24 protein-coding genes are annotated in these 23,436 nt (G+C 66.8%); 16 read left to right on the top strand and 8 right to left on the bottom strand.

Features of this window, described 5'->3' with window-relative positions:
* The first annotated feature begins 6 nt into the window (after nt 1-6).
* From priA to ACR65K_RS07060, 3 genes are read left to right on the top strand one after another with little or no spacing between them, the layout of a single operon-like run.
* On the top strand, nt 7-753 hold the full coding sequence (gene priA, locus ACR65K_RS07070) for a bifunctional 1-(5-phosphoribosyl)-5-((5-phosphoribosylamino)methylideneamino)imidazole-4-carboxamide isomerase/phosphoribosylanthranilate isomerase PriA (RefSeq protein WP_056338299.1): 747 nt from the start codon (nt 7-9) through the stop codon (nt 751-753).
* A 17-nt stretch (nt 754-770) separates the two neighbouring features.
* Nucleotides 771-1,655: an SseB family protein gene (locus ACR65K_RS07065; protein WP_056338296.1), complete on the top strand. Its 885-nt coding sequence runs from the start codon at nt 771-773 to the stop codon at nt 1,653-1,655.
* 57 nt (nt 1,656-1,712) lie between these two features.
* Nucleotides 1,713-3,008, top strand: coding sequence for an MFS transporter (locus ACR65K_RS07060; RefSeq protein WP_440151964.1), 1,296 nt, complete (start codon nt 1,713-1,715; stop codon nt 3,006-3,008).
* Between the two features lie 213 nt (nt 3,009-3,221).
* Here the strand turns inward: ACR65K_RS07060 and ACR65K_RS07055 are convergent, their stop codons facing one another.
* On the bottom strand, nt 3,222-3,608 hold the full coding sequence (locus tag ACR65K_RS07055) for a DUF1844 domain-containing protein (protein WP_056338291.1): 387 nt from the start codon (nt 3,606-3,608) through the stop codon (nt 3,222-3,224).
* A 403-nt stretch (nt 3,609-4,011) separates the two neighbouring features.
* Here ACR65K_RS07055 and infC point away from each other — a divergent pair, with 403 nt between their 5' ends.
* The 4 genes from infC (at nt 4,012) to ACR65K_RS07035 (ending at nt 6,832) form a co-directional block, all read left to right on the top strand.
* Nucleotides 4,012-5,013, top strand: a complete 1,002-nt coding sequence (gene infC, locus ACR65K_RS07050; RefSeq protein ID WP_440151962.1) for a translation initiation factor IF-3 — start codon at nt 4,012-4,014, stop codon at nt 5,011-5,013.
* 117 nt (nt 5,014-5,130) lie between these two features.
* The gene (gene rpmI / locus ACR65K_RS07045) at nt 5,131-5,325 is read left to right on the top strand and encodes a 50S ribosomal protein L35 (RefSeq protein WP_009358635.1); all 195 of its coding nucleotides are present in this window, start codon (nt 5,131-5,133) and stop codon (nt 5,323-5,325) included.
* Between the two features lie 118 nt (nt 5,326-5,443).
* On the top strand, nt 5,444-5,833 hold the full coding sequence (gene rplT / locus ACR65K_RS07040) for a 50S ribosomal protein L20 (RefSeq protein ID WP_018771574.1): 390 nt from the start codon (nt 5,444-5,446) through the stop codon (nt 5,831-5,833).
* Nucleotides 5,834-5,905: 72 nt separating this feature from the next.
* Nucleotides 5,906-6,832, top strand: coding sequence for a TrmH family RNA methyltransferase (locus ACR65K_RS07035; protein ID WP_440151960.1), 927 nt, complete (start codon nt 5,906-5,908; stop codon nt 6,830-6,832).
* Nucleotides 6,833-7,002: 170 nt separating this feature from the next.
* On the opposite strand, the gene ACR65K_RS07030 is transcribed toward ACR65K_RS07035, so the two are convergent.
* On the bottom strand, nt 7,003-7,278 hold the full coding sequence (locus ACR65K_RS07030; RefSeq protein ID WP_056338282.1) for a GlsB/YeaQ/YmgE family stress response membrane protein: 276 nt from the start codon (nt 7,276-7,278) through the stop codon (nt 7,003-7,005).
* Nucleotides 7,279-7,433: 155 nt separating this feature from the next.
* Nucleotides 7,434-8,642, bottom strand: a complete 1,209-nt coding sequence (locus tag ACR65K_RS07025) for an MFS transporter (RefSeq protein WP_440151959.1) — start codon at nt 8,640-8,642, stop codon at nt 7,434-7,436.
* A gap of 172 nt (nt 8,643-8,814) precedes the next feature.
* Here ACR65K_RS07025 and ACR65K_RS07020 point away from each other — a divergent pair, with 172 nt between their 5' ends.
* Complete coding sequence (locus ACR65K_RS07020; RefSeq protein ID WP_440151958.1) at nt 8,815-9,303, top strand: (deoxy)nucleoside triphosphate pyrophosphohydrolase; 489 nt, start codon at nt 8,815-8,817, stop codon at nt 9,301-9,303.
* A gap of 29 nt (nt 9,304-9,332) precedes the next feature.
* On the opposite strand, the gene ACR65K_RS07015 is transcribed toward ACR65K_RS07020, so the two are convergent.
* The 3 genes from ACR65K_RS07015 to ACR65K_RS07005 all read right to left on the bottom strand — a co-directional run bounded on the left by ACR65K_RS07015 (nt 9,333) and on the right by ACR65K_RS07005 (nt 11,632).
* Complete coding sequence (locus tag ACR65K_RS07015) at nt 9,333-10,454, bottom strand: Rv2578c family radical SAM protein (protein WP_440151957.1); 1,122 nt, start codon at nt 10,452-10,454, stop codon at nt 9,333-9,335.
* Nucleotides 10,455-10,523: 69 nt separating this feature from the next.
* The gene (locus ACR65K_RS07010; protein WP_440151956.1) at nt 10,524-11,180 is read right to left on the bottom strand and encodes an SIMPL domain-containing protein; all 657 of its coding nucleotides are present in this window, start codon (nt 11,178-11,180) and stop codon (nt 10,524-10,526) included.
* Complete coding sequence (locus ACR65K_RS07005; RefSeq protein ID WP_440151955.1) at nt 11,180-11,632, bottom strand: hypothetical protein; 453 nt, start codon at nt 11,630-11,632, stop codon at nt 11,180-11,182. The genes ACR65K_RS07010 and ACR65K_RS07005 overlap by 1 nt, the downstream gene beginning before the upstream one ends.
* Before the next feature lie 200 nt (nt 11,633-11,832).
* Between ACR65K_RS07005 and pheS the strand changes: the two genes are divergently transcribed.
* Both pheS and pheT read left to right on the top strand, forming a co-directional pair.
* Nucleotides 11,833-12,894 (top strand): phenylalanine--tRNA ligase subunit alpha, encoded by a 1,062-nt coding sequence (pheS, locus tag ACR65K_RS07000; protein ID WP_307090909.1) that lies wholly within the window; start codon nt 11,833-11,835, stop codon nt 12,892-12,894.
* Between the two features lie 2 nt (nt 12,895-12,896).
* Nucleotides 12,897-15,440: a phenylalanine--tRNA ligase subunit beta gene (gene pheT, locus ACR65K_RS06995; RefSeq protein ID WP_440151953.1), complete on the top strand. Its 2,544-nt coding sequence runs from the start codon at nt 12,897-12,899 to the stop codon at nt 15,438-15,440.
* Between the two features lie 136 nt (nt 15,441-15,576).
* Here the strand turns inward: pheT and ACR65K_RS06990 are convergent, their stop codons facing one another.
* Nucleotides 15,577-16,215 (bottom strand): SRPBCC family protein, encoded by a 639-nt coding sequence (locus ACR65K_RS06990; protein WP_440151951.1) that lies wholly within the window; start codon nt 16,213-16,215, stop codon nt 15,577-15,579.
* Between the two features lie 83 nt (nt 16,216-16,298).
* On the bottom strand, nt 16,299-17,264 hold the full coding sequence (locus ACR65K_RS06985) for a quinone oxidoreductase family protein (protein WP_440151950.1): 966 nt from the start codon (nt 17,262-17,264) through the stop codon (nt 16,299-16,301).
* A gap of 156 nt (nt 17,265-17,420) precedes the next feature.
* Here ACR65K_RS06985 and argC point away from each other — a divergent pair, with 156 nt between their 5' ends.
* Genes argC through ACR65K_RS06955 form a run of 6 tightly spaced genes read left to right on the top strand, consistent with a single transcriptional unit; the run spans nt 17,421 to nt 23,408 of the window.
* On the top strand, nt 17,421-18,452 hold the full coding sequence (argC, locus tag ACR65K_RS06980; RefSeq protein ID WP_440151948.1) for an N-acetyl-gamma-glutamyl-phosphate reductase: 1,032 nt from the start codon (nt 17,421-17,423) through the stop codon (nt 18,450-18,452).
* On the top strand, nt 18,449-19,615 hold the full coding sequence (gene argJ / locus ACR65K_RS06975) for a bifunctional glutamate N-acetyltransferase/amino-acid acetyltransferase ArgJ (RefSeq protein ID WP_440151947.1): 1,167 nt from the start codon (nt 18,449-18,451) through the stop codon (nt 19,613-19,615). The genes argC and argJ overlap by 4 nt, the downstream gene beginning before the upstream one ends.
* Before the next feature lie 55 nt (nt 19,616-19,670).
* Nucleotides 19,671-20,630, top strand: coding sequence for an acetylglutamate kinase (gene argB, locus ACR65K_RS06970; protein WP_142030870.1), 960 nt, complete (start codon nt 19,671-19,673; stop codon nt 20,628-20,630).
* Entirely contained in the window at nt 20,627-21,880 is a 1,254-nt protein-coding gene (locus ACR65K_RS06965; RefSeq protein ID WP_440151946.1) for an acetylornithine transaminase, read from the top strand. Before argB ends, ACR65K_RS06965 begins: the two co-directional genes overlap by 4 nt.
* Nucleotides 21,877-22,878, top strand: a complete 1,002-nt coding sequence (gene argF / locus ACR65K_RS06960) for an ornithine carbamoyltransferase (RefSeq protein WP_056338245.1) — start codon at nt 21,877-21,879, stop codon at nt 22,876-22,878. Before ACR65K_RS06965 ends, argF begins: the two co-directional genes overlap by 4 nt.
* Nucleotides 22,878-23,408, top strand: a complete 531-nt coding sequence (locus ACR65K_RS06955; protein ID WP_056338242.1) for an arginine repressor — start codon at nt 22,878-22,880, stop codon at nt 23,406-23,408. Before argF ends, ACR65K_RS06955 begins: the two co-directional genes overlap by 1 nt.
* The last annotated feature ends 28 nt before the right edge of the window (nt 23,409-23,436 follow it).

Below are 23,436 nucleotides of genomic sequence, written 5' to 3'. Positions count from 1 at the left end.
ATGAGTATGACCACCGCACATGACCTGCCGGTACTTGAACTGCTGCCTGCCGTCGACGTCGTCAACGGCCAGGCCGTCCGGCTGGTCCAGGGCGAGGCCGGCAGCGAAACCAGCTACGGAACGCCCCTTGAAGCTGCACTGAACTGGCAGCAGCAGGGCGCCGAGTGGGTGCACCTGGTGGACCTGGACGCCGCTTTCGGCCGCGGCTCCAATGCTGACCTGCTCCGTGAAGTTGTGGGCCGGCTGGACATCAAGGTGGAGCTCTCCGGCGGACTCCGTGATGACCAGACCCTGGAGGCCGCCCTTGACCTGGGTGTGGCGCGGGTCAACCTGGGGACGGCTGCGCTGGAGAACCCGGAGTGGACTCAGCGGGCCATCGAGCGCTTTGGCGACAAAATCGCCGTCGGCCTTGACGTCCGCGGGACAACCCTGGCCGGCCGGGGCTGGACCAAGGAAGGCGGAGACCTCTGGGACGTGCTGGGCCGCCTCGAGGAGGCCGGCTGCTCCCGTTACGTCGTGACCGACGTGACCAAGGACGGCACGCTGCAGGGACCCAACGTCGAACTCCTCCGCCAGATGGTGGAAAAGACCGGCAAGCCTGTGGTTGCTTCCGGCGGCATCTCCAGCCTGGATGACCTGAAGGTCCTCCGGTCGCTGGTCCCCCTGGGCGTCGAAGGCGCCATCGTGGGCAAGGCCCTGTACGCAGGCGCCTTCACCTTGCCTGAGGCCCTCGACGTCGCCGGCCGTCGCTAGAACCGGCCTATTCACCCATGCCTAATCTCGAAGAGCCGGGGCCCCCGGCAGCCCGCCAACTGCCCGGTCACATCGCGGCAGCCTTGGCCGGTGCCGGCGGCGCCACGGATTCCGCGGGCCAGCCATGGGCAGGACGCAGCCTTGCCGGTGACGCTGGGAAGATCCACAACTTCGAGGACGACGACGGCACGGCCGACGCCGGCTACCTCACCGCTGTCGCCGCGCTCCGGCAGGGGACGGGAGACGAAGCCGGCGTCGTCGCCGCCCTTGCAACGGCACGGGTCTTCATTCCGATTGTTGCGCAGCTGGCCGAAGAGGCTGAATCAGCCCACGGGCTGCACGCCGACAAGCAGGCAGATATGGCCCTGGTGACGCTGAAGGCGGCCGATGGCAGGACCGCCCTCCCCGCATTCACCTCGGCGGCCGCCCTGGCCGCCTGGCATCCGGAGGCCCGGCCCGTCGCCGTGTACGCTGCACGGGCGGCCCTGTCGGCTGTCGCGGAAGGCGCCGAGCTCCTGGTCCTGGACCCGGGAGCAGACGTGACGTTCGTGGTGCGCCGCCCCGGCGTCTGGGCACTGGCACAGCAGCACGGCTGGACCCCTTCGTACAACGACCCCGAACTGGCCGATGAGATGTCCCGCGCGGCCTCCGGTTTCGCCGCCATCCGCAGCATCCGGCTTTTGCCGGGCAGGGGAGTAGTGGCCAGCACAGCCGACGGCTCCGTGCTCCCGGGCGGCGGAGCCGGGCCGGAGCTCCAGGTGGTGCTGTACCTCGAGGACGGCCTGGATGCCGCCGGGGTCCAGGAGTTGGTGGCCGGCCTGCAGTCGGAGTGGTCACGGAATGTATTGTTTGGGGAGCGCGTCGACTCCCTGGAAATCAAACTGAGGCGCGCTCCCGACTAGCGGCAGCCGGATGGGTGATCCCCGCCAGCGCTGCGGCATACCCTGAAGGACCGCTTCGTGAATTTCGCTCTCTACCGGGAGTTGCTCGCCATCCGGCCGATCCGCCGGCTGCTGCTGGTGGGCATGATTGCCCGCATCCCGCACTCGGCCGCCGGGGTGCTCCTGACCCTGCATATCGTCCTTACCCTGGGTCAGGGCTATGCCGCTGCCGGTGCCGCCGCAGCCGTCATGACGATCGGCATTGCCCTGGGCGCTCCATGGCGGGGCAGACGCGTTGACGCCGTGGGACTGCGGACCGCACTTATCCCGTCCGTGATCTCGGAGACGGTGATTTGGTCTGTCGTGCCGCACGTTTCCTACCAGTGGCTCCTCCCGCTGGTCTTCGTGGGCGGCCTGCTCACCCTCCCCATCTTCAGCGTGGTCCGGCAGTCCCTTGGCGTCCTGGCGGAGGGCGACCAGCGGCGCACCGCCTTCGCCCTGGACGCCATCACAACGGAAATGGTCTTCATGATCGGCCCTGCCGCCGGCGCTGTGGTGGCCACCAGTGGATTCACCATTGCCGGGTTGACCGTGGTGGGCGTGGCCACGTCCCTCGCAGGGTTGTTCCTTATGTGGTTCAACCCGCCCACCCGCAGTTCGGGGCAAACCCTCGAATGCGTCGAGGATGAGCAGCACGCAGCGGAAGTCGCCGTCGTCTCCACCGCGCCGGCCCACGTCCAGGAAGCGGCCGCGGAGCTGGCGCCGGCCGGGGCGGCCAGCAGTGCTGCACAGGGACTGCGCGGAAGGCTGGCAGGCGGCTTTGCGTGGTTCACCGCAACGGTCGCGGCACTCTTCGCCGTTGCCGCCGGCGCCGGCATGGTGTTGAGCGGCACCGACGTCGGCATTGTTGCGGCGCTGCAAACCGGCGGACACCAGAGTGAAATCGGCATCGTCTTCGTCTTCTGGTGCGCCGCGTCTGTGGTGGGCGGGCTCATCTACGGCGCCATGCACCGGCCCATCCCGCCTGTCATCCTGCTGCTGGGAATGGCGGCACTGACCCTGCCCATGGCTTTTGCCCACGACACCTGGACCCTGGCTTTCGTCTCCGTCCTGCCGGGCCTGCTCTGCGCTCCCGTACTCTCCGCGGCCTCCGAAAAAGTCGCGGACCTGGTGTCCGAGGAGCGGCGGGGGGAGGCCATGGGCTGGTACGGCTCGGCCCTCACCGCAGGTGTTGCCCTCGGTTCGCCGCGGGCCGGCATCTTCATCGACATCATGGGGCCGTCCGGGGGCTTCGTTTCGGTCGGCGCCGCCGGCGTCGTCCTGTGCCTGGTGGGCCTCGTCCTCCAGCAGCGCCGCCGGAAAGCCGTCGCCTGATACCCGTCTCCTCATCGATTGCTCCCCACCGGCACCCTAACCTCGCAAGCTCGGCCAGGGAACCCTGCCGGCCTGCCCATCGATTGCTGCGTAAACGTCGTTTTGGGCTGGGAAAACGGCAGGTACGGAGCAATCGATGGAGTTAAAGCGCGACGGCGGGACGACCTTGAAAGGCCGTCCCGCCGTCGGACGCTGCTGGGGTGGGTTTTTTCCTTAGTTCACTGCCCCGGTGTACTTTTCGCCTGGGCCCTTGCCCGGTGCGTCCGGAATCAGCGACTCCTCGCGGAAGGCCAGCTGCAGGGACCGCAGACCGTCGCGCAAGGGACCGGCGTGCTGTGAACCGATTTCGGGGGCGGCGGCGGTGACCAGGCCGGCCAGTGCGGTGATCAGTTTCCGGGCCTCGTCCAGGTCCTTGAGTTCGGCCGCGTTGTCCTCCGCGGCCAGGCCAAGCTTGACCGCGGCGGCGCTCATGAGGTGCACGGCGGCCGTGGTGATGACCTCGATGGCGGGTACTTCCGAGATGTCGCGGATCTGTTGTGAAACGTCTGCGCCTGCGTCGCCGGGCTCGAAGACGTACGAATTACTGTCTGGGGTGCTCATACTGGTAAGCTTGACACAGACCGACTGGATGGCGTTATTTTCAGAGATTGTCCCAACGATCAGGTTCCCAACAGCGCTTTTGCGGCGTTGACGGGAATTTTTTCTGTAGAATGGCTTCCAGTTTGCAAGCGGAGTTCTCTCCCACCCGCGTCAGCCGCTGTCCCAGGCGTTCCTTTCGGAATCTGCAGGGGACGCAAGGTTGCCGGGTACCTGGTTGGGCACGGACCGGCACTCGCCGGGACTGTGCACGTGCAGCCCTTTCGGGGTTGCTGAGCCAACCTATCTGAGGCCTTCGATTGCTCCGGCAATTGGGGGCCTTCTCTATTTGCCGGGAATCAACAACAAACACAGGAGCTTTAACATTAGCGAGCCAAGAATCAATGAGCGTATCCGCGTCCCCGAGGTGCGGCTGGTCGGCCCTGCAGGTGAACAGGTAGGAATCGTCCGTATTGAGGATGCCCTGCGACTGGCTGCCGAGTCCGACCTTGATCTCGTTGAAGTTGCACCTCAGGCAAAGCCTCCGGTGTGCAAGCTGATGGACTTCGGCAAGTACAAGTACGAGGCCGCAGTCAAGGCACGTGAAGCCCGGAAGAACCAGACGAACACTGTTCTGAAGGAAATCCGCTTCCGCTTGAAGATCGACACCCACGACTACGAGACCAAGCGCGGCCATGCCCTGCGCTTCCTCGGTGCCGGGGACAAGGTCAAGGCCATGATCCAGTTCCGCGGCCGTGAGCAGCAGCGTCCGGAGATGGGCATCCGCCTGCTCCAGCGCTTTGCCGACGACGTCGCCGAAGTTGGCGTAGTGGAGTCCAGCCCCCGCATTGACGGCCGCAACATGGTCATGGTGGTTGGTCCCCTGAAGAACAAGGCTGAGGCCAAGGCCGAAGCCCGGCGCGCCACCCAGCGCGCGGAGGCGAAGGCGCAGAACGAAGCCAAGGCTTCCGGCCGCGTTGATACCTCAGGCCAGGACCAGGCCCCCATGACGCAGTCACTGGCGGACCTGCTGCCGGAGGGTTTCACCGTCTCCACCGAGCCGGATGCCATCGTTGAGGACAGTGCCCCCGCCGAGGCGCCCGCGGCTCCGGAGCAGGAAGCTCCGAAGCAGGAGGCCCCCAAGGCTGCTGCGCCGAAGCAGGAAGCTCCGAAGCAGGAAGCCCCCAAGGCTGCTGCACCGAAGCAGGAAGCTCCGAAGCAGGAAGCCCCCAAGGCTGCTGCACCGAAGGCCGCTCCGGCGCCCCGGCCCGCAGCTGCCGCCAAGCCGGAAGCCGCCGCGCCTGCGGCGCCCAAGCCGGCCGCTGTGCCTGCACCGCCCAAGCCGGTGGCCAGGCCTGCTGCGCCCAAGCCTGCTGCACGCCCTGCCCCCAAGGCAGCGCCGAAGCCGGCGGGCAAGAAGACCAACTAGTTCACAGCTGCCGGGGTATGCACCCGGCAGTCAGCAACCAGCATGCCGCCCGCAGGGGCGGCTGCGCGATAGAACTGCGGCCCCCGGGCCCGCAGAAACGTAAGGAGATCGGTTCCCATGCCGAAGATGAAGACCCACAGTGGTGCTAAGAAGCGCTTCAAGCTGACCGGCAGCGGCAAGCTGCGCCGCCAGCAGGCCAACCGCCGCCACTACCTGGAGCACAAGTCCTCCCGCCTGACCCGCCGCCTTGCCGGCGACAAGATCGTCTTCAAGGGCGATGCCAAGGTCATCCGGAAGATGCTCGGCATCTAATTTCCAAGTTCTATGAGGGGCTGCCACCTGGTGGTCCGTCACCTGCCAAACAGCATTCTCAGGCCGCCGGAACTCCGGCAGTAGATGCTTGGGATCAGATTTTCGAAGGAGTACGCACGTGGCACGTGTGAAGAGGGCGGTCAACGCCCACAAGAAGCGCCGGGTTGTTCTTGAACGCGCAAAGGGTTACCGCGGACAGCGTTCACGCCTGTACCGCAAGGCCAAAGAGCAGCTGCTGCACTCGTTTGTGTACAGCTACGGCGACCGCAAGAAGAAGAAGGGTGACTTCCGCCGCCTGTGGATCCAGCGCATCAACGCTGCTTCCCGCGCCAACGGCCTCACCTACAACCGCCTCATCCAGGGCCTGAAGGCCGCCGAGGTCGAGGTCGACCGCCGTATGCTGGCCGAGCTTGCCGTCTCTGACGCCAACGCCTTCGCCGCGCTGGTCCAGGTGGCCAAGGATTCCCTGCCGGCAGACACCTCCGCCAAGAAGGCAGCAGCAGCCTAGGCAAGCCGCTTGCCGCCCCTCGACTGAGGGGCCTGTTCAGGAACAGGTGGCAGCAGCTACTACAGTTCTTATATGAACGAAACCGGGCGCCCGCAAGATTTTCCACTGTCCAACCCCCGAGCCGATCGGGTGAAGGACGTGGCAAAGCTTGCAGGGCGCCCGGCCCGTTTAAAGCGTGGCCAGTTCCTGGCTGAGGGGCCGCAGGCCGTGCGCGAGGCACTCAAACTCCACCAGCAGCGGATCGCGGCGGGAGTGCCCGGAATAGTCACCGAGGTCTTCGCCAGCGAAAGCTGCCTTGACCGTTTTCCTGAATTCGAGGAGCTAGCCGGCGGCACCAACGCCCGGCTCGCCTCCGAAGAGGTCCTGGCAGCCATGGCGGACACCGTCAACCCCCAGGGGATCGTCGCCGTCTGCAGGTTTGTGGACGTGCCCCTTGAAGAGGTGCTCGACGCCGGGCCCCGCCTGATTGCCGTGCTGTGCCAGGTGCGGGACCCGGGGAACGCGGGAACTGTCCTGCGCGCGGCTGATTCCGCCGGTGCCGACGCCGTGGTTTTCACGGCCTCCAGCGTGGATATCTACAACCCAAAGGCTGTCCGCTCCACCGCAGGGTCGCTGTTCCACCTTCCCGTCGTACTTGGTGCCGATCCCACGGAACTGGCCCAGGCCTGCAGGGCGCGGGGCATCGGCATCCTCGCCGCTGACGGCTACGGACAGCTGGACCTTGATGTCCTGCAGGACGAGAACGCCCGGCGCAGGCTCACCGGTACCGGGCCGGACTCCGTCTACGATCTCGCCGCGCCTACCGCGTGGTTTTTCGGCAACGAGGCGCAGGGACTGTCCGCAGCGGAACTGGAACTGGCCGACCACCGGGTGGCTGTCCCCGTCTACGGTGCCGCCGAAAGCCTCAACCTGGGGACCGCGGCCACGGTGTGCCTCTACGCCAGCGCCCGCTCCCAGCGCCGGGTCCAGGCTCCGATGGAACCGGAAGCAGCAACATAAGGACGCACGACGGCGGCAGGAGCCTTGGTCAAGGGCCCGCCCCTCACGGAGGCGTCCGGGCACGGCGTCCGGGGCAGGGCGTCTGGGGCAGGGGCCCGGGGCACGACGACCGGGCCCAAAGAAAAGGCCCCGGAAGTCCGGGGCCCATCGGGTAGTTGCAGACAGAGCGGTTATGGTGCGCGGCTGGTCCGTCCGCGTCCAACGACTGCTCCGTAGATGCCGGCGACAACCAGGCCACCGACGATAGCGAGAATCCAGGTGCCGAGGTCGAAGAAAGCAAGATCGCCCTTGTTGAACAGCAGGCTGCCAATCCAGCCGCCAACAATGGCGCCAACGACACCGAGGATGAGGCTGGTGACCCAGCCGCCGCCGACCCGTCCGGGCATAACGGCCTTAACGATGGCCCCGACTATGAGGCCCAAAATAATCCAAGCAAGAAAACCCATGTCTCCTCCTTATTGTGACCGGGATTAATAGTCCCGATGAGGCTCAAGCTAACATAAGCCCCCCGCAAAGTCAGTAGCCCCAGGGGCGGCGTTGCGGCATCGTTAGGACCCGGCGGACCGCCTGGTTCCCCGCATTTGGACGCACCGGGAAGCGGTCAGGCGGCCAGCGGCCTTTTGCGCTCGAGCAGGCCGCTGAGGAGGGCCACGCCGAAACCAAAGATGGCGAGGACAGCCCCGACCAGGGCCGGGGCAACGAAGCCCCAGCCGAGGGCGATGACAAGGCCGCCGAGGAAGGCGCCCAGTGCGTTGGCCACGTTCAACGCGGCGTGGTTGAGGGAGGAGGCCAGCGATGGGGCATCCGGTGAGGCGTCAAGCAGCCGGGTTTGCAGGGCAGGGATGAGCATCGAGCCGGAAGCTCCCACCACAAAGACCATGACCATGGCGCTCCAGGGCCAGTGCGCGGCGACTGCGTAAACCACCAGGGCCACGGCGATGGCCGGGAGGACCCGGTACAGGGTGCCCATGACGGACTTGTCGGCGAGCCTGCCGCCGACGATGTTCCCGGCCACCATGCCAAGCCCGTAGAGCGCCACCACCAGGGGGATCAGGGCGGACGGGATGCCGGCCACGGCCGTCATGGTGTGGGCGATATAGGTGTAGGTGGCGAAAAAGCCGCCGAAACCCACAATGCCCACCAGGAGGGCCAGCCATACCTGGAGCCGTTTGAGGGCCCCGAGTTCGCGTCTGATGCTCGCGTCCGGGTGCGCGTGCTGGAAGGGGACGAATTTCCACACCATGGCCAGCGCCAGCAGGCCGATGGCACCGACCAGGACGAACAGCAGGCGCCAGCCATAAGTCTGGCCCAGCCACGTGGCGGCCGGTACCCCCACGACGTTGGAGACGCTGAGTCCGGCCATGACCATCGAGATGGCCCATCCCCGCCTTGTCGGCGGAACAAGGGAGGCGGCGATGACGGCTGCCACTCCGAAAAACGCGCCGTGCGGCAGGCCGGCGGCAAAGCGGGACACCAGCATTGAACCGTAGTCGGGCGCAATGAATGAGGAAAGGTTTGCCACGGTAAAGAACAGCAGCAGCCCCAGCGCGAGTTTCTTGCGGGGGAGTTTGGCGCCGACGGCGGCCAGGAGGGGAGCTCCCACCACCACCCCCAGCGCATAGGCGGAGATGAGGTGCCCGGCTTCAGGGGTGCTGATCCCCAGGCCCTCCTCAACTTCCTTCAGCAGGCCCATCATGGTGAATTCGGTGACACCGATGCCCACCCCGCCCATGGCCAGGGCAAAGATGGCCATGCCGGTGTTGGGTGTCTTGGTGCGGGTAGCCGTGGACGGGGAAAGAACGCTGCTCATATGCCTGCTTCTCGAAACGTGGATCGTTAAAGGGCGGATGCCACGGCGGTGGGGCAGGACGGTCCGGACGGTGTGGCAAACCCATACTGGGCAGGACCTATTCCCGCGGGAGATGATTCCCCGGCGGGACTGCTGTTCCCGGACACTCCATTGTGGCCCATAGAATGAGCCGGTGACTGGACTGATTCAGGTTGTGGGCGGAGCTGTGGTGGACCGGCTGGCCAATCCGGCGGCGCTGCTGGTGGCCCGGCGAAGCGCGCCGGAGCACCTGGCGGGGCTATGGGAGTTCCCGGGCGGCAAGGTGGAACCCGGTGAGGAACCCGAAACGGCGCTGGTACGGGAACTGGCTGAGGAACTCGGCATTGGCGTGCACCTTGGTTCAGAGCTGCCCGCGGAAACACCCGGCGGCTGGCCCCTCAATGAACGGGCCAGCATGAGGGTCTGGTTCGCCGAAGTGGCCCGCGGCGAACCCATGCCGCTGGAGGACCATGATGAACTGCGCTGGGTTGACCTGGGGGACCGGGAGGCAGTTCTTGCCCTGCCGTGGATCCCGGCCGATTATCCGATTGTCAGCGCGCTGCTGGATTCTGTTGCCAAGGGTTCTGATGACATGGATTCGGATGCGCTCCTGGCGGATGCCCCGGGCAGGACTAAGGCCTGAGACATCAGGACGGCCCGGATGACGGCCGGTTAGAACAACGATTCCTGCACACCATCCCGGGATGCCGCCAAGACTGGCGCCGAAGGATGGCCAGCTGAGGCGCCGGGTACCGCCGTGGGAATGATCCCGGCGGGATATTCCGCTTCCTCCACCCTGGGGTCCTCCAAGTTCCGGTGGCTGAAACCGGCCGAATGTGAGAAGCCGTGCCGGGCCTTGAAATACCTGACCTTCCCGGCCAGCCAGGTGCGGTACTCCTTGGAGGCGTAGGAACCTGTCCCGTACAGCCGCCGGTATCGGCCTGCGAGTTCGGGGTGGTGGGTGGCGATCCATTTCATGAACCATTCCCTGGTGCCCGGCTTCAGATACAGGGCGCCCGCACTCACTCCGGTTGCCCCGGCTGCCGCCAGCGAACCGAACAGCGCATCCAGGGCTTCGTCACTGTCGGACAACCACGGCAGGATGGGCATGGCCATGACACCGCAGGGAAGTCCAGCCTCACGCAGGCGGGAAACAAGTTTGAGCCGGGCCCGGGGTCCAGGCGTGCCGGGCTCGATGGCCTCCGACAAGGTTTCGTCCGTCATGGCCAGGGAGATGCCCAGCCCCACGGGCACCTGCGTGGCTGCCCTCTTGAGCAGCGGAATGTCCCGGGCCAGCAGGGTTCCCTTGGTGAGGATGGACAGAGGAGTGCCGGACTCCGCCAGTGCGGCAATGATGCCGGGCATGAGCCGGTACCGGCCCTCGGCCCGCTGGTAGGGATCGGTGTTGGTGCCCAGTGCCACCTGATGGCGTCCCCAGGAAGGCTTGTTCAGTTCCTTGCGGAGGACCTCGGCGACGTTCACCTTGACCACCACCTGGCTGTCAAAGTCCATGCCGGCGTCGAAATCCAGGTACGTGTGCGTCTTCCGGGCGAAGCAGTAAACGCAGGCATGGCTGCAGCCGCGGTAGGGATTCACGGTCCATTCGAACGGCATCTTTGACCCTGCCGGAACCCTGTTGAGCGCCGACTTTGCGGTGACTTCATGGAACGTGATGCCGGCGAACTCAGGGGTGGTGACGGAGCGGACCAGTCCCGCCAGCGGAAGCAGCGCCGGAGCTGCCCCGGCCGCGGTGTCCGGTGGATTGGGCACCAGTGCCTGCGCTTCCCATCTCATGGCTCTATTCGAAAACATGTTCGAACGGAAGTCAAGGCGCCGCGCAGCAGGCCGTGCCCGCTGAAAAGGCTATTGTTCCAGTGCCCACGTGGCAGTGACAGCAGCCTCCACCCGGTTGGTGCCCGGCTCGACTGCCACGCCCTCCGACGCGGACGTCCGCTGCATGCCGGCAAGTGGAACCGGTCCTGCTGCGGGCGGCCGGTCGGTCACGGACAGCACCCGGCCCAGGGTGGCGGAGGCCAGCGAGGCGTACTGCGTGGCGGTGCGGAGTGCCTCATGCCAGGCCGCTTCCCTGGCCTCTGCGCGGACCGCGGCGTCGTCAGAGAGGACCAACTGCAGGTTGTTCAGCCGCACAGCATCCCCGCCGGCGCGAACGGCTTCGGAAATGACGGCGGATGCTCCGGCGAGGTCCCGCAGCCGAACCGAAAGGGTGCATGCCGCTACGTACCCCACGAGTTTCTGGCCTTCGCCGTCCCGCCAGGCGAGGTCGGCGCGGAGGGATAAACCCGTCGAGCGGATATCAGCCGGGGCAACGCCGCGGCTGCGGAGGACCGAGCCCACCGCGGCCAGTCCCTCCGCAGCCGCCGCATATGCACCCTCCACCGATTCGGCGCGGCACTCCACTCCCACCGAAACCAGCATCAGATCAGGGGCCGCTTCCGCCCATCCCGTACCCGTGACGGTGACTGTCCGCGCATCCCCGTTCACGCCGGGTTCCTGTCCCATCACCGTCGCCTTCCCGCCGTGAGCGGGTAGCCGCCTGCCGCCAGACCTGCCCGGCGTTCAAAGATGTTGCCCGTTCCCGGATTTCCGGTACGCAGCACCGACCAGCCCGCGGCTGCAAGGTACAGCGGGATGAAAGGCAATCCCAGGCACCACGCGTACTGGGTGCAGTGCCTTTCCTCGTGCCCCAGGAGTACCGGCCGGGACAGCAGTTCCGCGGCCGTGCTGCGGCACAGCACCACGTTGCCAAGCGTGTAGGCGTGCGCGAACGGCAGCCGCCAGCGGTAGCCCGCGGCGATGATCAGTCCGCGCGGCCCCCGGCTGATCCGGGTCCGTGCGGCGAGGGCGACGGCGAGTCCGGCCAGGGTGCTCCCGTTCAGGAGGTTCGCTGCCCGCCTCAGCCGCTGGGCCGTCGTCGGGCCGTGAAAGGCACCCGCGCGCTGCCGCAAAGTCATGAGGCCATGGTAACCGGAGGGTTCAACTAGACTGGAGGGCAGTGGCCGCCGGTCCTGCCGGCGAGCCCTGACCTGGTCATTGAATGCACCTGACGTTCAGCGCATTCATCCATGACCTGCCGGCGACGGACGCGCCGGGCGGGAAACCGCCAACGGCTGCCCGGCCGCCGGCAGCCACGACTCGTAGCTAAGAACAGTAGATGACTGAAACTTTGCCGGGCGGTGCCATCCCGAACCCCACGGATGAGGCCGCCATCAACGCCGCTGTAGACCAGGCCATCACCGCCATCGCCGGTGCGGCCACCCTTGACGAACTGAAGGCGGTGCGCCTTGCCCACAGCGGCGAGAAGTCCCCGCTGAGCCTTGCCAACCGCGAAATCGGCAAACTGCCGAAAGACCAGAAAGCGCTCGCCGGAAAGCTGATGGGTGCCTCCCGAGGCCGGGTCAACAAGGCGCTCGCCGACCGCACCGCGGTTCTGGAGGCTGAAAACGACGCCAGGATCCTGGTCGAGGAGACTGTGGACGTCACCGCAGCGCCGCGTCGCCGCCGCGCCGGTGCCCGCCACCCGCTCTCCACCCTGCAGGACCGCGTGGCGGACATCTTCGTGGGCATGGGCTGGGAAATTGCCGAAGGCCCCGAGGTGGAATCGGAGTGGTTCAACTTCGACGCCCTGAACTTCAAGCCGGACCACCCGGCCCGTGAAATGCAGGACACCTTCTTCGTGGAACCGCCCGAGGCCCACTTGCTGATGCGCACCCACACCTCTCCTGTGCAGGTCCGGTCCATGCTGGAGCGCGAGGTGCCCATCTACGTGCTGTGCCCCGGCAAGGTGTTCCGCACCGATGAACTGGACGCCACCCACACCCCGGTGTTCCACCAGTTCGAAGGCCTGGCCATAGACAGGAACCTGTCCATGGCGGACCTGCGCGGCACCCTGGAACACTTCGCCCGCCAGATGTTCGGCGACGAAGCCCAGATCCGGCTGCGCCCCAACTACTTCCCGTTCACCGAGCCGTCAGCCGAGCTGGACATCTTCCACCCCGGTGCCAAGGGCGGCCCGGCATGGATCGAGTGGGGCGGCTGCGGCATGGTCAACCCCAACGTCCTGCGCGCCGCCGGCATCGACCCGGATGTCTATTCAGGTTTTGCCTTCGGCATGGGCATCGAGCGCACCCTCATGTTCCGCAACGAGGTGGGGGACATGCGCGACATGATCGAAGGCGATGTACGGTTCAGCGAGCACTTCGGGATGGAGATCTAACAGTGCGTATCCCACTTTCCTGGCTGCGTGAATTCGCGGCGGTACCGGCCGATGCATCGGCCGAAGATGTCATGGCCGAGCTGGTCAAGGTCGGCTTCGAGGAAGAAGCAGTCCACCGTCCCACGGACACCCTGAAGGGCCCCATCGTGGTGGGGCAGGTCCTGAGCCTGGTCAAGGAGCCGCAGACCAACGGCAAGACCATCAACTGGTGCCAGGTCCGCGTCGTCCCCGAGGGACAGGAGCAGACCCTCACCGGAGACGGGATCGACCCCTCCGGTGTCCAGGGCATCATCTGCGGCGCCCACAACTTCGTGGAGGGCGACAAGGTGGTGGTCACGCTTCCGGGCGCCGTCCTGCCCGGTGACTTCCACATCTCGGCCCGCAAGACCTACGGCCACCTGTCGGCCGGCATGATCGCCTCGGTCCGTGAACTGGGCATCGGCGAGGACCACGACGGCATCCTGGTGCTGTCCCGCATCGGGCTTGACCCGGAAGTGGGCACCGACGCCATGGAGCTCCTGGACCTCTATGACGAGGCAGCGGAAATCAACGTCACCCCGGACCGCGGCTACGCCTTCTCCATCCGGGGGGTGGCCCGCGAGTACGCGCACGCCACCGGCACCGCCTTCACCGACCCCGCCGGGAAGGTCAACGCCCCGGCGGGGCTGTCCGGCGGCTACGGCGTCAAGCTCAACGACGACGCCCCCATCTACGGCAAGCCCGGCTGCGACCGCTTCGTCGCACGCACCGTGCGCGGCGTCGATGCCACCAGGCCCACCCCGCCATGGATGGTGTCCCGGCTCCGGCTGGCAGGCATCCGCTCCATCTCGCTGCCCGTCGACATCTCCAACTACGTCATGCTGGAGCTGGGCCAGCCCACGCACTGCTACGACCAGGACAAGCTGTCCGGCGACATCGTGGTGCGGCGTGCCTCGGCGGGCGAGAAGATCACCACCCTGGACGGCAAGGAACGCACTCTTGACGCCGAGGACCTGCTCATCACCGATGACTCCGGTGCCATCGGCATTGCGGGCGTCATGGGCGGCGCGGCCACCGAGGTGAGCGACTCGACGTCGAACGTCCTGGTGGAAGCTGCACACTTCGACGAGGTGTCCATTGGGCGGTCGCGGCGCCGGCACAAGCTGCCGTCCGAGGCGTCCAAGCGTTTCGAACGCGGGGTTGACTGGCAGGTGGCGGGCATCGCCGCCCAGCGCGTGGTCGACCTCCTGGTGGAACTCGCCGGCGGCACCGCCGACGACGCCGGGACCGACGTGGGCACGGCGCCGGAGACCATCACCATCGAACTGCCCGCCGGCTTCGCCGCGGCGCGCATCGGCATCGACTTCACCGAAGAGCAGATCGTCACCTCGCTTGAGGACCTGGGTGCCGTCGTGGAAAAGAACGACGGCGGCTGGAACGTCACGCCGCCCAGCTGGCGCAACGACCTGGAGACCAAGGAAGACCTGACCGAGGAAATTGCCCGGCTGGTGGGCTACGACAAGATCCCGGCCACCTTGCCGGTGGCTCCTCCGGGCCGCGGCCTCACCCGGGTCCAGCAGCAGCGGCGGCGACTGATCCAGTCCCTGGCTGATGCCGGCCTGACTGAGGTCCTGTCCTACCCGTTCGTGTCCAAGGCAGCCAACGACACCTTTGGCGTGGCCGAACAGGGCGCGGAACGGAGCGCGGTCAAGCTGGCCAACCCGATCAGCGAGGAGCAGGGCTTCCTCCGGACCTCCATCCTGCCCGGGCTCATCGAGGTGGCCAAGCGGAACCACTCTCGGGGCTTCCGCGATCTGGCACTCTTCGAATCGGGCCTGGTGTTCCTGCCCGCTGAGAAGATGGGTACCGAATCCATCCCGCCGCTGGGCGCAAAGCCTGACGCCGAGGTACTCGATGCACTCTACGACGGCGTCCCGGACCAGCCGTTCCACGTGGCCGCCGTCCTCACCGGCCACGATTCCCCGGCCGCCGCGGGGCACACCCCCCGGCAGTGGGACTGGGCCGATGCGTTGGATGTAGCCCGGCTCGCGGGTGATGTCCTCGGCATCGACCTGGTGGTCGGCCAGGGCAGCCACCAGGCGTTCCATCCCGGCCGCACCGCCCGCCTGGCGCTGCGGACGGGGGAGACCGTGGGATACGCGGGCGAGCTGCACCCCAAGCTGCTGGCAGCCTCGGACATGCCCGCCCGTTCGGTGGCACTCGAGCTCAACGCCGACGCCCTGTTTGAGGCCGCGCCGGACGTGATCGTGGCCCGCCACATCTCCACGTACCCGGTAGCCACCCAGGACGTTGCCCTCGTTGTTCCTGCCGACGTGCCGGCGGACGAGGTCCTTGACGCGCTGCGTGAAGGTGCCGGCGAGCTGCTGGAGGACGTGGCGCTGTTCGACGTCTACGCAGGCAAGGGCATCGAGGAAGGCAAGAAGTCGCTGGCCTTCGGCCTCCGGTTCCGGGCCGCCGACCGCACGCTCACCGCAGACGAAGCCTCGGCTGCACGTGAGCAGGCGGTTGCGTTGGCCGCAGAACGCTTCGGAGCCGTCCAGCGGTAAGCAGGACACCCCCCGAACGAAAGAAGTCCCCGCACCCACTGAATGGGTGCGGGGACTTCTTCGTTACGGCGCCAGCTGTTCGAACATGCTGATGGCGCAGAAACCCCGGGACGGCTGCGGTCTGCAGCCTCTTCCTTCAAATGAGACCCTCGGCCCGGCTCCTGATTCCGTGGAGCATGCGCAGGGACATGACGAAGCTGGCGACTTCCACGGCCTCGACCAGAAACCGTGCCCACCATTGCCGGTAGGCGTACCGCTCACGGACAACGAGTCGGGTGGTGTCGTTTCGCTTGGGTTGGAGGATGAAGGCCCAGGTGAAGTCGAAGGGGCCGGGCGCTGGACTTGGGGGGATCCGCAGGACGAGCGCTCTTTCCGGTTCAAGGAGCGCCACCTCCAGATTCGAGGAGTCCGTGGGTGCCAGATGGACAGGGTCCCCCACTTTGATGTCCTGCCACTCAGGATGGATGCGGTCCGCGCTGTGGATGTTTAGGCCTGCGAGGTTTTCCAGGAAATCGTAGCTGTAGAGTCCCCCTCGACGCTGGCCCATCTGCACCAGCCAGGGCCACACCCGTTCAGCCGGGGCATTGACGGTGACCGACCGCGTTGCCTGCAGACCGGCGACAGCGATCAGATCGTCACCGGGCAGGTTCCCGCCCGCCTCCTCCGGGGTTGCACCCCAGCGCAGTTGGAGGCGCCGGAACGCAAACCAGCAGGCCGGAACACAGATAAGTGTTCCGGCTGCAGGAAGTCGGCGCAGGCTTCGCTGATGCATCATTGGCCGAGTGTCCCACCCAGGGGCTGCCTTTGGGGTGGGCCGAAAGCCCTGTTCCACCATGCCAGGGCCAGGGGGACCAGATATCAGGGGACCAGGAGAACCTTGCCCGTGGTCTTCCGGCCCTCCAGGTCACGGTGCGCCTGCGCTGCCTGGCTCAAGGGGTAGCGGGCACCGATCCGTACCTTGAGGCTGCCGTCAGCCGCGGCGGCAAAGATCTCGTCCGAGCGCCAGCGCCGTTCAACAGCGTCCCGCAAATAATGGCCCATGGTGGGACGGGTGAGGAACAGAGATCCCCCGGAGTTGAGGCGCTGCGGGTCAACCGGCGGGACCGGGCCGGACGCGGCGCCGAACAGCACCAGCATGCCCCGGATCCGCAATGCCGCCAGCGAACCGTCGAAGGTGTCCTTTCCGACGCCGTCGTAGACGACGTCAACGCCGGTCCCGCTGGTGATATCCCTGACCCGCTCCGCAAAGCCGTCGTAGCGCAGCACGTGGTCCGCGCCGGCGTCGGACGCCAACTGCTCTTTTTCATCCGTGGAGACCGTCGTGAGAACCTCCGCGCCCCGGGCTTTAAGCAACTGGATCAGGAGCAGCCCCACGCCGCCGGCTCCGGCGTGCAGCAGGACCTTGTGGCCGCGCTCCACCTTGAAGGTCGAATTCATCAGGTAGTGGGCCGTGATTCCCTGCAGGGGGAGGGCTGCAGCCGTGAAGACGTCCAGGCCCTTGGGTACCGGCAGTGCGGCGTCCTCATCCACCAAGGCATAGTCGGCGTAGCAGTTGAAGCCCTCTGCCGTCGCAACCAGGTCGCCCACGGAGAAGCCGGTAACACCTTCGCCCACTGCTTCGACAGTGCCCGCGGCTTCCGTGCCGGGGGTGAAGGGGTACTGGACTTTGTAAGTCCCGCTGCGCTTATAGGTGTCGATGAAATTGACGCCCGCCGCCCCCACTTTGAAGAGCACCTGGCCCGGGCCCGGAACCGGCCGCTCAATCTCGGTGTACTCGAGGACTTCCGGTCCCCCTGCCTGCCGTGCGACGATTGCATGCGTCATTGCTCTCCTTTCCCGGGCGCATCTGCTGCCCGGCCGCCGAGACCCATCCTAGGGACACCGCCCGCCGGCAGGACAAGTGCCGCCCACCTTTCGGGCGGTCGCCCGCTATGCATAAATATCGATACCAGTGCATAACTATTGCTGTATAGTCGGAGCATGACTATTTCTGTTGCGGTTTCGGGAGCCAGCGGCTACGCCGGGGGAGAGGTCCTTCGCCTTCTCGCCGGACATCCCGGTGTGACCATCGGTGCCATCACAGCCCACAGCAACGCCGGTTCCCGCCTCGGCGAACTGCAGCCGCACCTGCATGGGCTGGCCAGCCGCATCCTCGAAGACACCACGGTGGAGAACCTCTCCGGCCATGACGTCGTCTTCCTGGCGCTGCCGCACGGAGCCTCGGCCGAAATCGCCGCCCAGCTTCCCGAAGGGACAGTTGTCATTGACGCCGGCGCGGACCACCGCCTCGAGGACCCCGCCGCGTGGGAGAAGTTCTACGGCTCGCCCCATGCCGGCACCTGGCCCTACGGACTTCCGGAGCTGCCCGGGCAGCGTGAAGCCCTCAAGGGCGCCAAGCGCATCGCCGTTCCCGGCTGCTACCCAACCTCGGTCCTCCTGGCGCTGACCCCCGGCTTCGCGGCGAACCTGCTCGAGTCAAATGACGTGGTGATCGTTTCGGCCTCCGGCACCTCGGGCGCGGGCAAGGCCGCCAAGGTCAACCTGATCGGCTCCGAAGTCATGGGTTCGATGAGCCCCTACGGCGTGGGTGGCGGACACCGGCACACCCCCGAGATCGAGCAGGGCCTCTCCAACGCAGCCGGGGAAAAAGTCAGCGTTTCCTTCACTCCCACCCTTGCTCCCATGAGCCGCGGCATCCTGACCACCGCCACCGCCAAGGTCAAGGCCGGCACCACCGCAGCCCAGCTTCGCCAGGCATGGACCGAAGCATACGACGACGAGCCGTTCGTCCACCTGCTGTCCGAGGGCCAGTGGCCAGCGACCAAGTCCGTCCAGGGCTCCAACCATGCCGCCATGCAGCTGGCCTTCGACGCGCACACGGGACGGGTCATCGTCACCTGCGTGATTGACAACCTCACCAAGGGCACGGCCGGCGGCGCTGTGCAGTCCATGAACATTGCACTCGGCCTGCCCGAAACCGCCGGCCTCAACCTCCAGGGAGTAGCCCCGTGACCATCACCGCACCCCAGGGATTCCGGGCAGCCGGCGTCACTGCCGGACTCAAGGCCTCCGGGAACCCGGACCTCGCCCTGGTCGTCAATGACGGCCCATTCAAGGCGGCCGCCGCTGTCTTCACCAGCAACCGCGTGGCGGCAGCCCCCGTGCACTGGTCCCGCCAGGTGGTCTCCGACGGCCGCGTGGATGCCGTCATCCTCAACTCCGGCGGAGCCAACGCCTGCACCGGCCCCACCGGCTTCCAGAACACCCACAGCACGGCCGAGAAAGTGGCCGAGGTCCTGGGCATCTCGGCCACCGACGTGTTTGTCTGCTCCACCGGGCTGATCGGCGAACAGCTGCCCATGGACAAGATCCTGCCGGGCATTGAGGCTGCCGCTGCAGAACTCAGCACCGACGGCGGCCCGGCTGCGGGCACCGCCATCATGACCACCGACAGCGTGCCAAAGTCAGCCCTCTTCATCGGCACCGACGCCGACGGCCAGGAGTTCAGCATCGGCGGGATCGCCAAGGGCGCCGGTATGCTGGCACCCGGCCTGGCCACCATGCTGGTGGTGCTCACCACGGATGCCATGGTGCAGCCGGAACTGCTCGACGTCGTCCTCCGCGATGCCACGCGCGTCACCTTCGACCGCGCCGACTCCGACGGCTGCATGTCCACCAACGACACGGTGGTCCTCCTGGCCTCCGGCGCCGCCGGTGCCGTTCCCTCCGCCGAAGCGTTCGGCGTGGGCCTGACCCAGGTCTGCGCCGAGCTGGCCCGGAAGCTGATCGCCGATGCTGAAGGTGCCAGCCACGACATCGCCATCCGCACATTCAACGCCGCCAGCGAAGCCGACGCCGAAACAGTCAGCCGTTCGGTGGCCCGCTCCAACCTCTTCAAGGCCGCCATCTTCGGCAAGGACCCCAACTGGGGCCGCGTGCTCTCCGCCGTCGGCACCACGGACGCCGCCTTCGAACCGGACAAGCTCAACGTGGCCATGAACGGCGTCCAGATCTGCCGCAACGGCAGCATCGGGGACGACCGGAGCCTGGTGGACCTGGAGCCGCGCGAGGTGCTGGTGGAGATCGACCTGCAGGCAGGCGACGCCGAAGCCACCATCTGGACCAATGACCTCACCCACGACTACGTGCACGAGAACAGCGCCTACTCCAGCTAGGGGCTCCGCCAGCCATTGCCCGCACAAGGGATAAACCGCTGTGGAAAGTGACAACATGAACACCCAGACGCGTGAAACCACCAGCATGTCCGCTGCCCAGGACAAGGCGGCAACCCTGATCGAGGCGCTGCCCTGGATCCAGCGGTTCGCCGGAACCACCATGGTGGTCAAGTACGGCGGCAATGCCATGGTCAACGACGAACTGCGCCGCGCCTTCGCCGAAGACATCGTCTTCCTCCACCACGTAGGCATCCACCCCGTGGTGGTCCACGGCGGCGGCCCACAGATCAACTCCATGCTGGGCCGGCTGGGCATTGAATCCGAGTTCAAGGGCGGCCTCCGCGTCACCACCCCCGAAGCCATGGACGTGGTCCGCATGGTCCTCACCGGCCAGGTGGGACGCGAACTGGTGGGCCTGATCAACTCCCACGGGCCCTACGCCGTCGGCATGTCTGGCGAAGACGGCGGACTGCTTCGCGCCGTGCGCACCGGCACCGTGGTGGACGGCGAAGAGGTTGACCTCGGCCTGGTGGGCGAGGTGGTGGGCGTGGACCCCGCCGGCATCGTTGACATCCTCGACGCAGGGCGCATTCCGGTGATCTCCACGGTGGCCCCGGAAATTGTCGACGGCGGAGAGGGCGTGGCGGGTACTGCCCGTTTCCAGCCCACCGGCCAGGTCCTGAACGTCAATGCGGACACTGCAGCGGCCGCCGTCGCCTCGGCGCTGGGCGCCTCCAAACTGGTGATCCTGACCGACGTCGAGGGCCTCTACGCCAACTGGCCGGACAAGTCCTCGCTGATCTCATCCCTCACCGCCTCGGAGCTGCGGCAGATGCTGCCCAGGCTCGAATCAGGAATGATCCCCAAGATGGCTGCCTGCCTCAAGGCCGTTGACGAGGGCGTTGAACGGGCACACATCGTGGACGGCCGTCTGGCCCACTCCATGCTTCTTGAAACATTTACGACGGCGGGCATCGGCACCCAGGTAGTTCCGGACGAGGAGATCAACGGATGAACACGATGGAAAAATCATCAGTGACCGAGCTGGTGGAGACTGCCGGCCACGCGGGCTCCGAGTGGCTTTCCCGCTACTCCAGCTCCCTCATGAACGTCTTCGGCACGCCCCAGCGCGTCTTGGTCCGCGGCGCAGGCTGCCTGGTGTGGGACGCCGACGGCAAGGAGTACCTGGACCTGCTGGGCGGCATTGCCGTGAACGCCCTGGGCCACGCGCACCCCTTCGTGACATCAGTGATTGCCAGCCAATTGGCCACCCTGGGCCACGTCTCCAACTTCTTCACCAGCCCCACCCAGGTGGCACTGGCCGAAAAACTCCTGGAACTGGCCCACGCTCCCGCCGGCTCCAAGGTGTTCTTCAGCAACTCCGGCACGGAAGCCAACGAGGCCGCCTTCAAGCTGGCCCGCCGCAACACCGGCGAGGGGCCGGTGAAGCGGACTAAAATCATCGCCCTCGAGGGGGCCTTCCACGGCCGGACCATGGGAGCTCTGGCGCTCACGGCCAAGGAAGCATACCGGGCACCCTTCGAGCCGCTGCCCGGCGGCGTGGTCCACATCCCGTTCGGGGACGTGGAAGCACTCAAGGCAGCAGTGGACGAAACCGTGGCGGCCGTGTTCCTGGAACCCATCCAGGGTGAAGCCGGTGTCCGGCCGCTGCCGCCGGGCTACCTGAAGGCTGCGCGGGAGGTGACCGCAAGGACCGGTGCCCTGCTGATCCTGGACGAGGTCCAGACCGGAATCGGACGGACCGGCAAGTGGCTCGCCAGCGAGGACGCCGGGATTGTCCCGGACGCCATCACGTTGGCCAAGGGACTGGGCGGTGGTTTCCCGATCGGTGCCCTGATCACCTTTGGTGAGGGGACGTCGTCGTTGTTGTCCGCCGGCCAGCACGGCACCACTTTCGGCGGAAACCCTGTGGCCACAGCAGCCGCCCTCGCCACCCTCCACGCCCTCGAAAGCCAGAACGTCCTGGCCAACGCCACGGCGGTGGGGGAGCATCTGCGCTCTGCGCTGGCCGCCATCCCCGGGGTCACCGAGGTCCGGGGTGAAGGGCTGCTGATCGGGTTCGATCTCGACGCCGACGTAGCTCCCGCCGTGGTGCAGGCCGGCCTCGATGCGGGGTTCATCGTCAACAGCCCGGGCCCGCGCACCATCCGGCTGGCACCGCCGCTGATCCTCACCACGGCACAGGCCGACACATTCCTCGCCGCATTCCCGGCAATCCTCCAGACCGCTAAGGACGCCCAGTGACCACCGCAACCCGGCACTTCCTCAAGGACACCGACCTCAGCCCCGCCGAACAGGCCGAAGTCCTTGAGCTCGCCGCCCGCATGAAGGCTGCCCCCTACAGCGTCCAGCCATTCGCCGCGCAGGGCAGCGGCCGCAAGACCGTGGCCGTGATCTTCGACAAGACCTCCACCCGGACCCGTGTCTCGTTCGCCACGGGCATTGCGGACATGGGTGGCAACGCCCTGATCATCAACCCCGGCGAGGCGCAGATCGGGCACAAGGAGTCCGTGGAGGACACCGCCAAGGTGCTCGAACGGATGGTCTCCACCATCGTGTGGCGCACCGGCCCGCACGCCGGCCTGGTGGCCATGGCGGAGAACTCCAAGGTTCCGGTCATCAACGCCCTGTGCGATGACTACCACCCGTGCCAGCTCCTGGCCGACCTGCTGGCCGTGAAGGAACACAAGGGCAACCTCAAGGGGCTCACCATGAGCTACCTGGGCGACGCCGCCAACAACATGGCCAACTCCTACCTGTTGGCCGGGGTCACCGCCGGCATGCATGTCCGCATTGCGGGGCCGGAGGGCTACCTGCCGGCCGCGGAGATCGTGGCGGCGGCAGAGGAACGCGCGGCCGAAACCGGTGGTTCAGTCCTCATCACTACCGATGCCAAGGAAGCGCTGAAGGGGGCCGACGTCGTCGCCACCGACACCTGGGTATCCATGGGACAGGAAGCCGAAAAGGAAGCCCGGATGCAGCTCTTCCGGGACTACTCCGTCGACTCGGACGCCATGGCACTCGCTGCGGATGACGCCGTCGTGCTTCACTGCCTCCCGGCCTACCGGGGCTACGAGATTTCCGCCGACGTCATCGACGGCCCGCAGTCCATCGTCTGGGACGAGGCGGAAAACCGGCTGCACGCCCAGAAGGCGCTGATGGCATGGCTGATGCACCGCTCAGGCCTGGCCTTCGTCGATGGCCTTTCCCCCGTCGAAGGCACCGGAGAGAGCACGTTCTAGTGTCCGCCCAGCCGTCCACTCCGGGCACCAGCCCGGCCACCAAGACCGCCCGGCAGGCGCGCATCACCGCCATCCTCACCGGGCAGTCCGTGCGTTCCCAGGCTGAGCTTGCGGCGTTGCTCGCGGACGACGGCGTACAGGTCACCCAGGCCACGCTCTCCCGCGACCTGGTGGAGCTGGGCGCTGTCCGCGTCCGCGGAAAGGAAGGCGTTCTGGTCTACGCCGTCCCCGGCGAAGGCGGCGAACGGGCCGCCAAGAGCGGCGTGACCCAGGAAATCCTGGACGCGCGGCTGGCCCGGCTCTGCAGCGAACTGCTGGTCACCGCCGAAGCCTCCGCCAACATCGCCGTTCTCCGCACCCCGCCGGGAGCTGCGAACTTCCTGGCCCTGGCCATCGACCATTCGGTGATGCCGTCCATCCTGGGCACCATCGCCGGTGACGACACCGTCCTGCTGGTCTCCCGCGACCCGCTGGGCGGCCCGGACCTGGCAGCCCGCTTCCTGCAAATGGCTGAGGAAGCCGGGCAATAAGCTTGAAGACAACGAATCAACCAATCCC

This window comes from Arthrobacter sp. SAFR-179 (assembly GCF_059414945.1).
The sequence above is the reverse complement of the archived record's forward strand: the minus strand, read 5'-3'. Positions and strand labels throughout refer to the sequence as shown.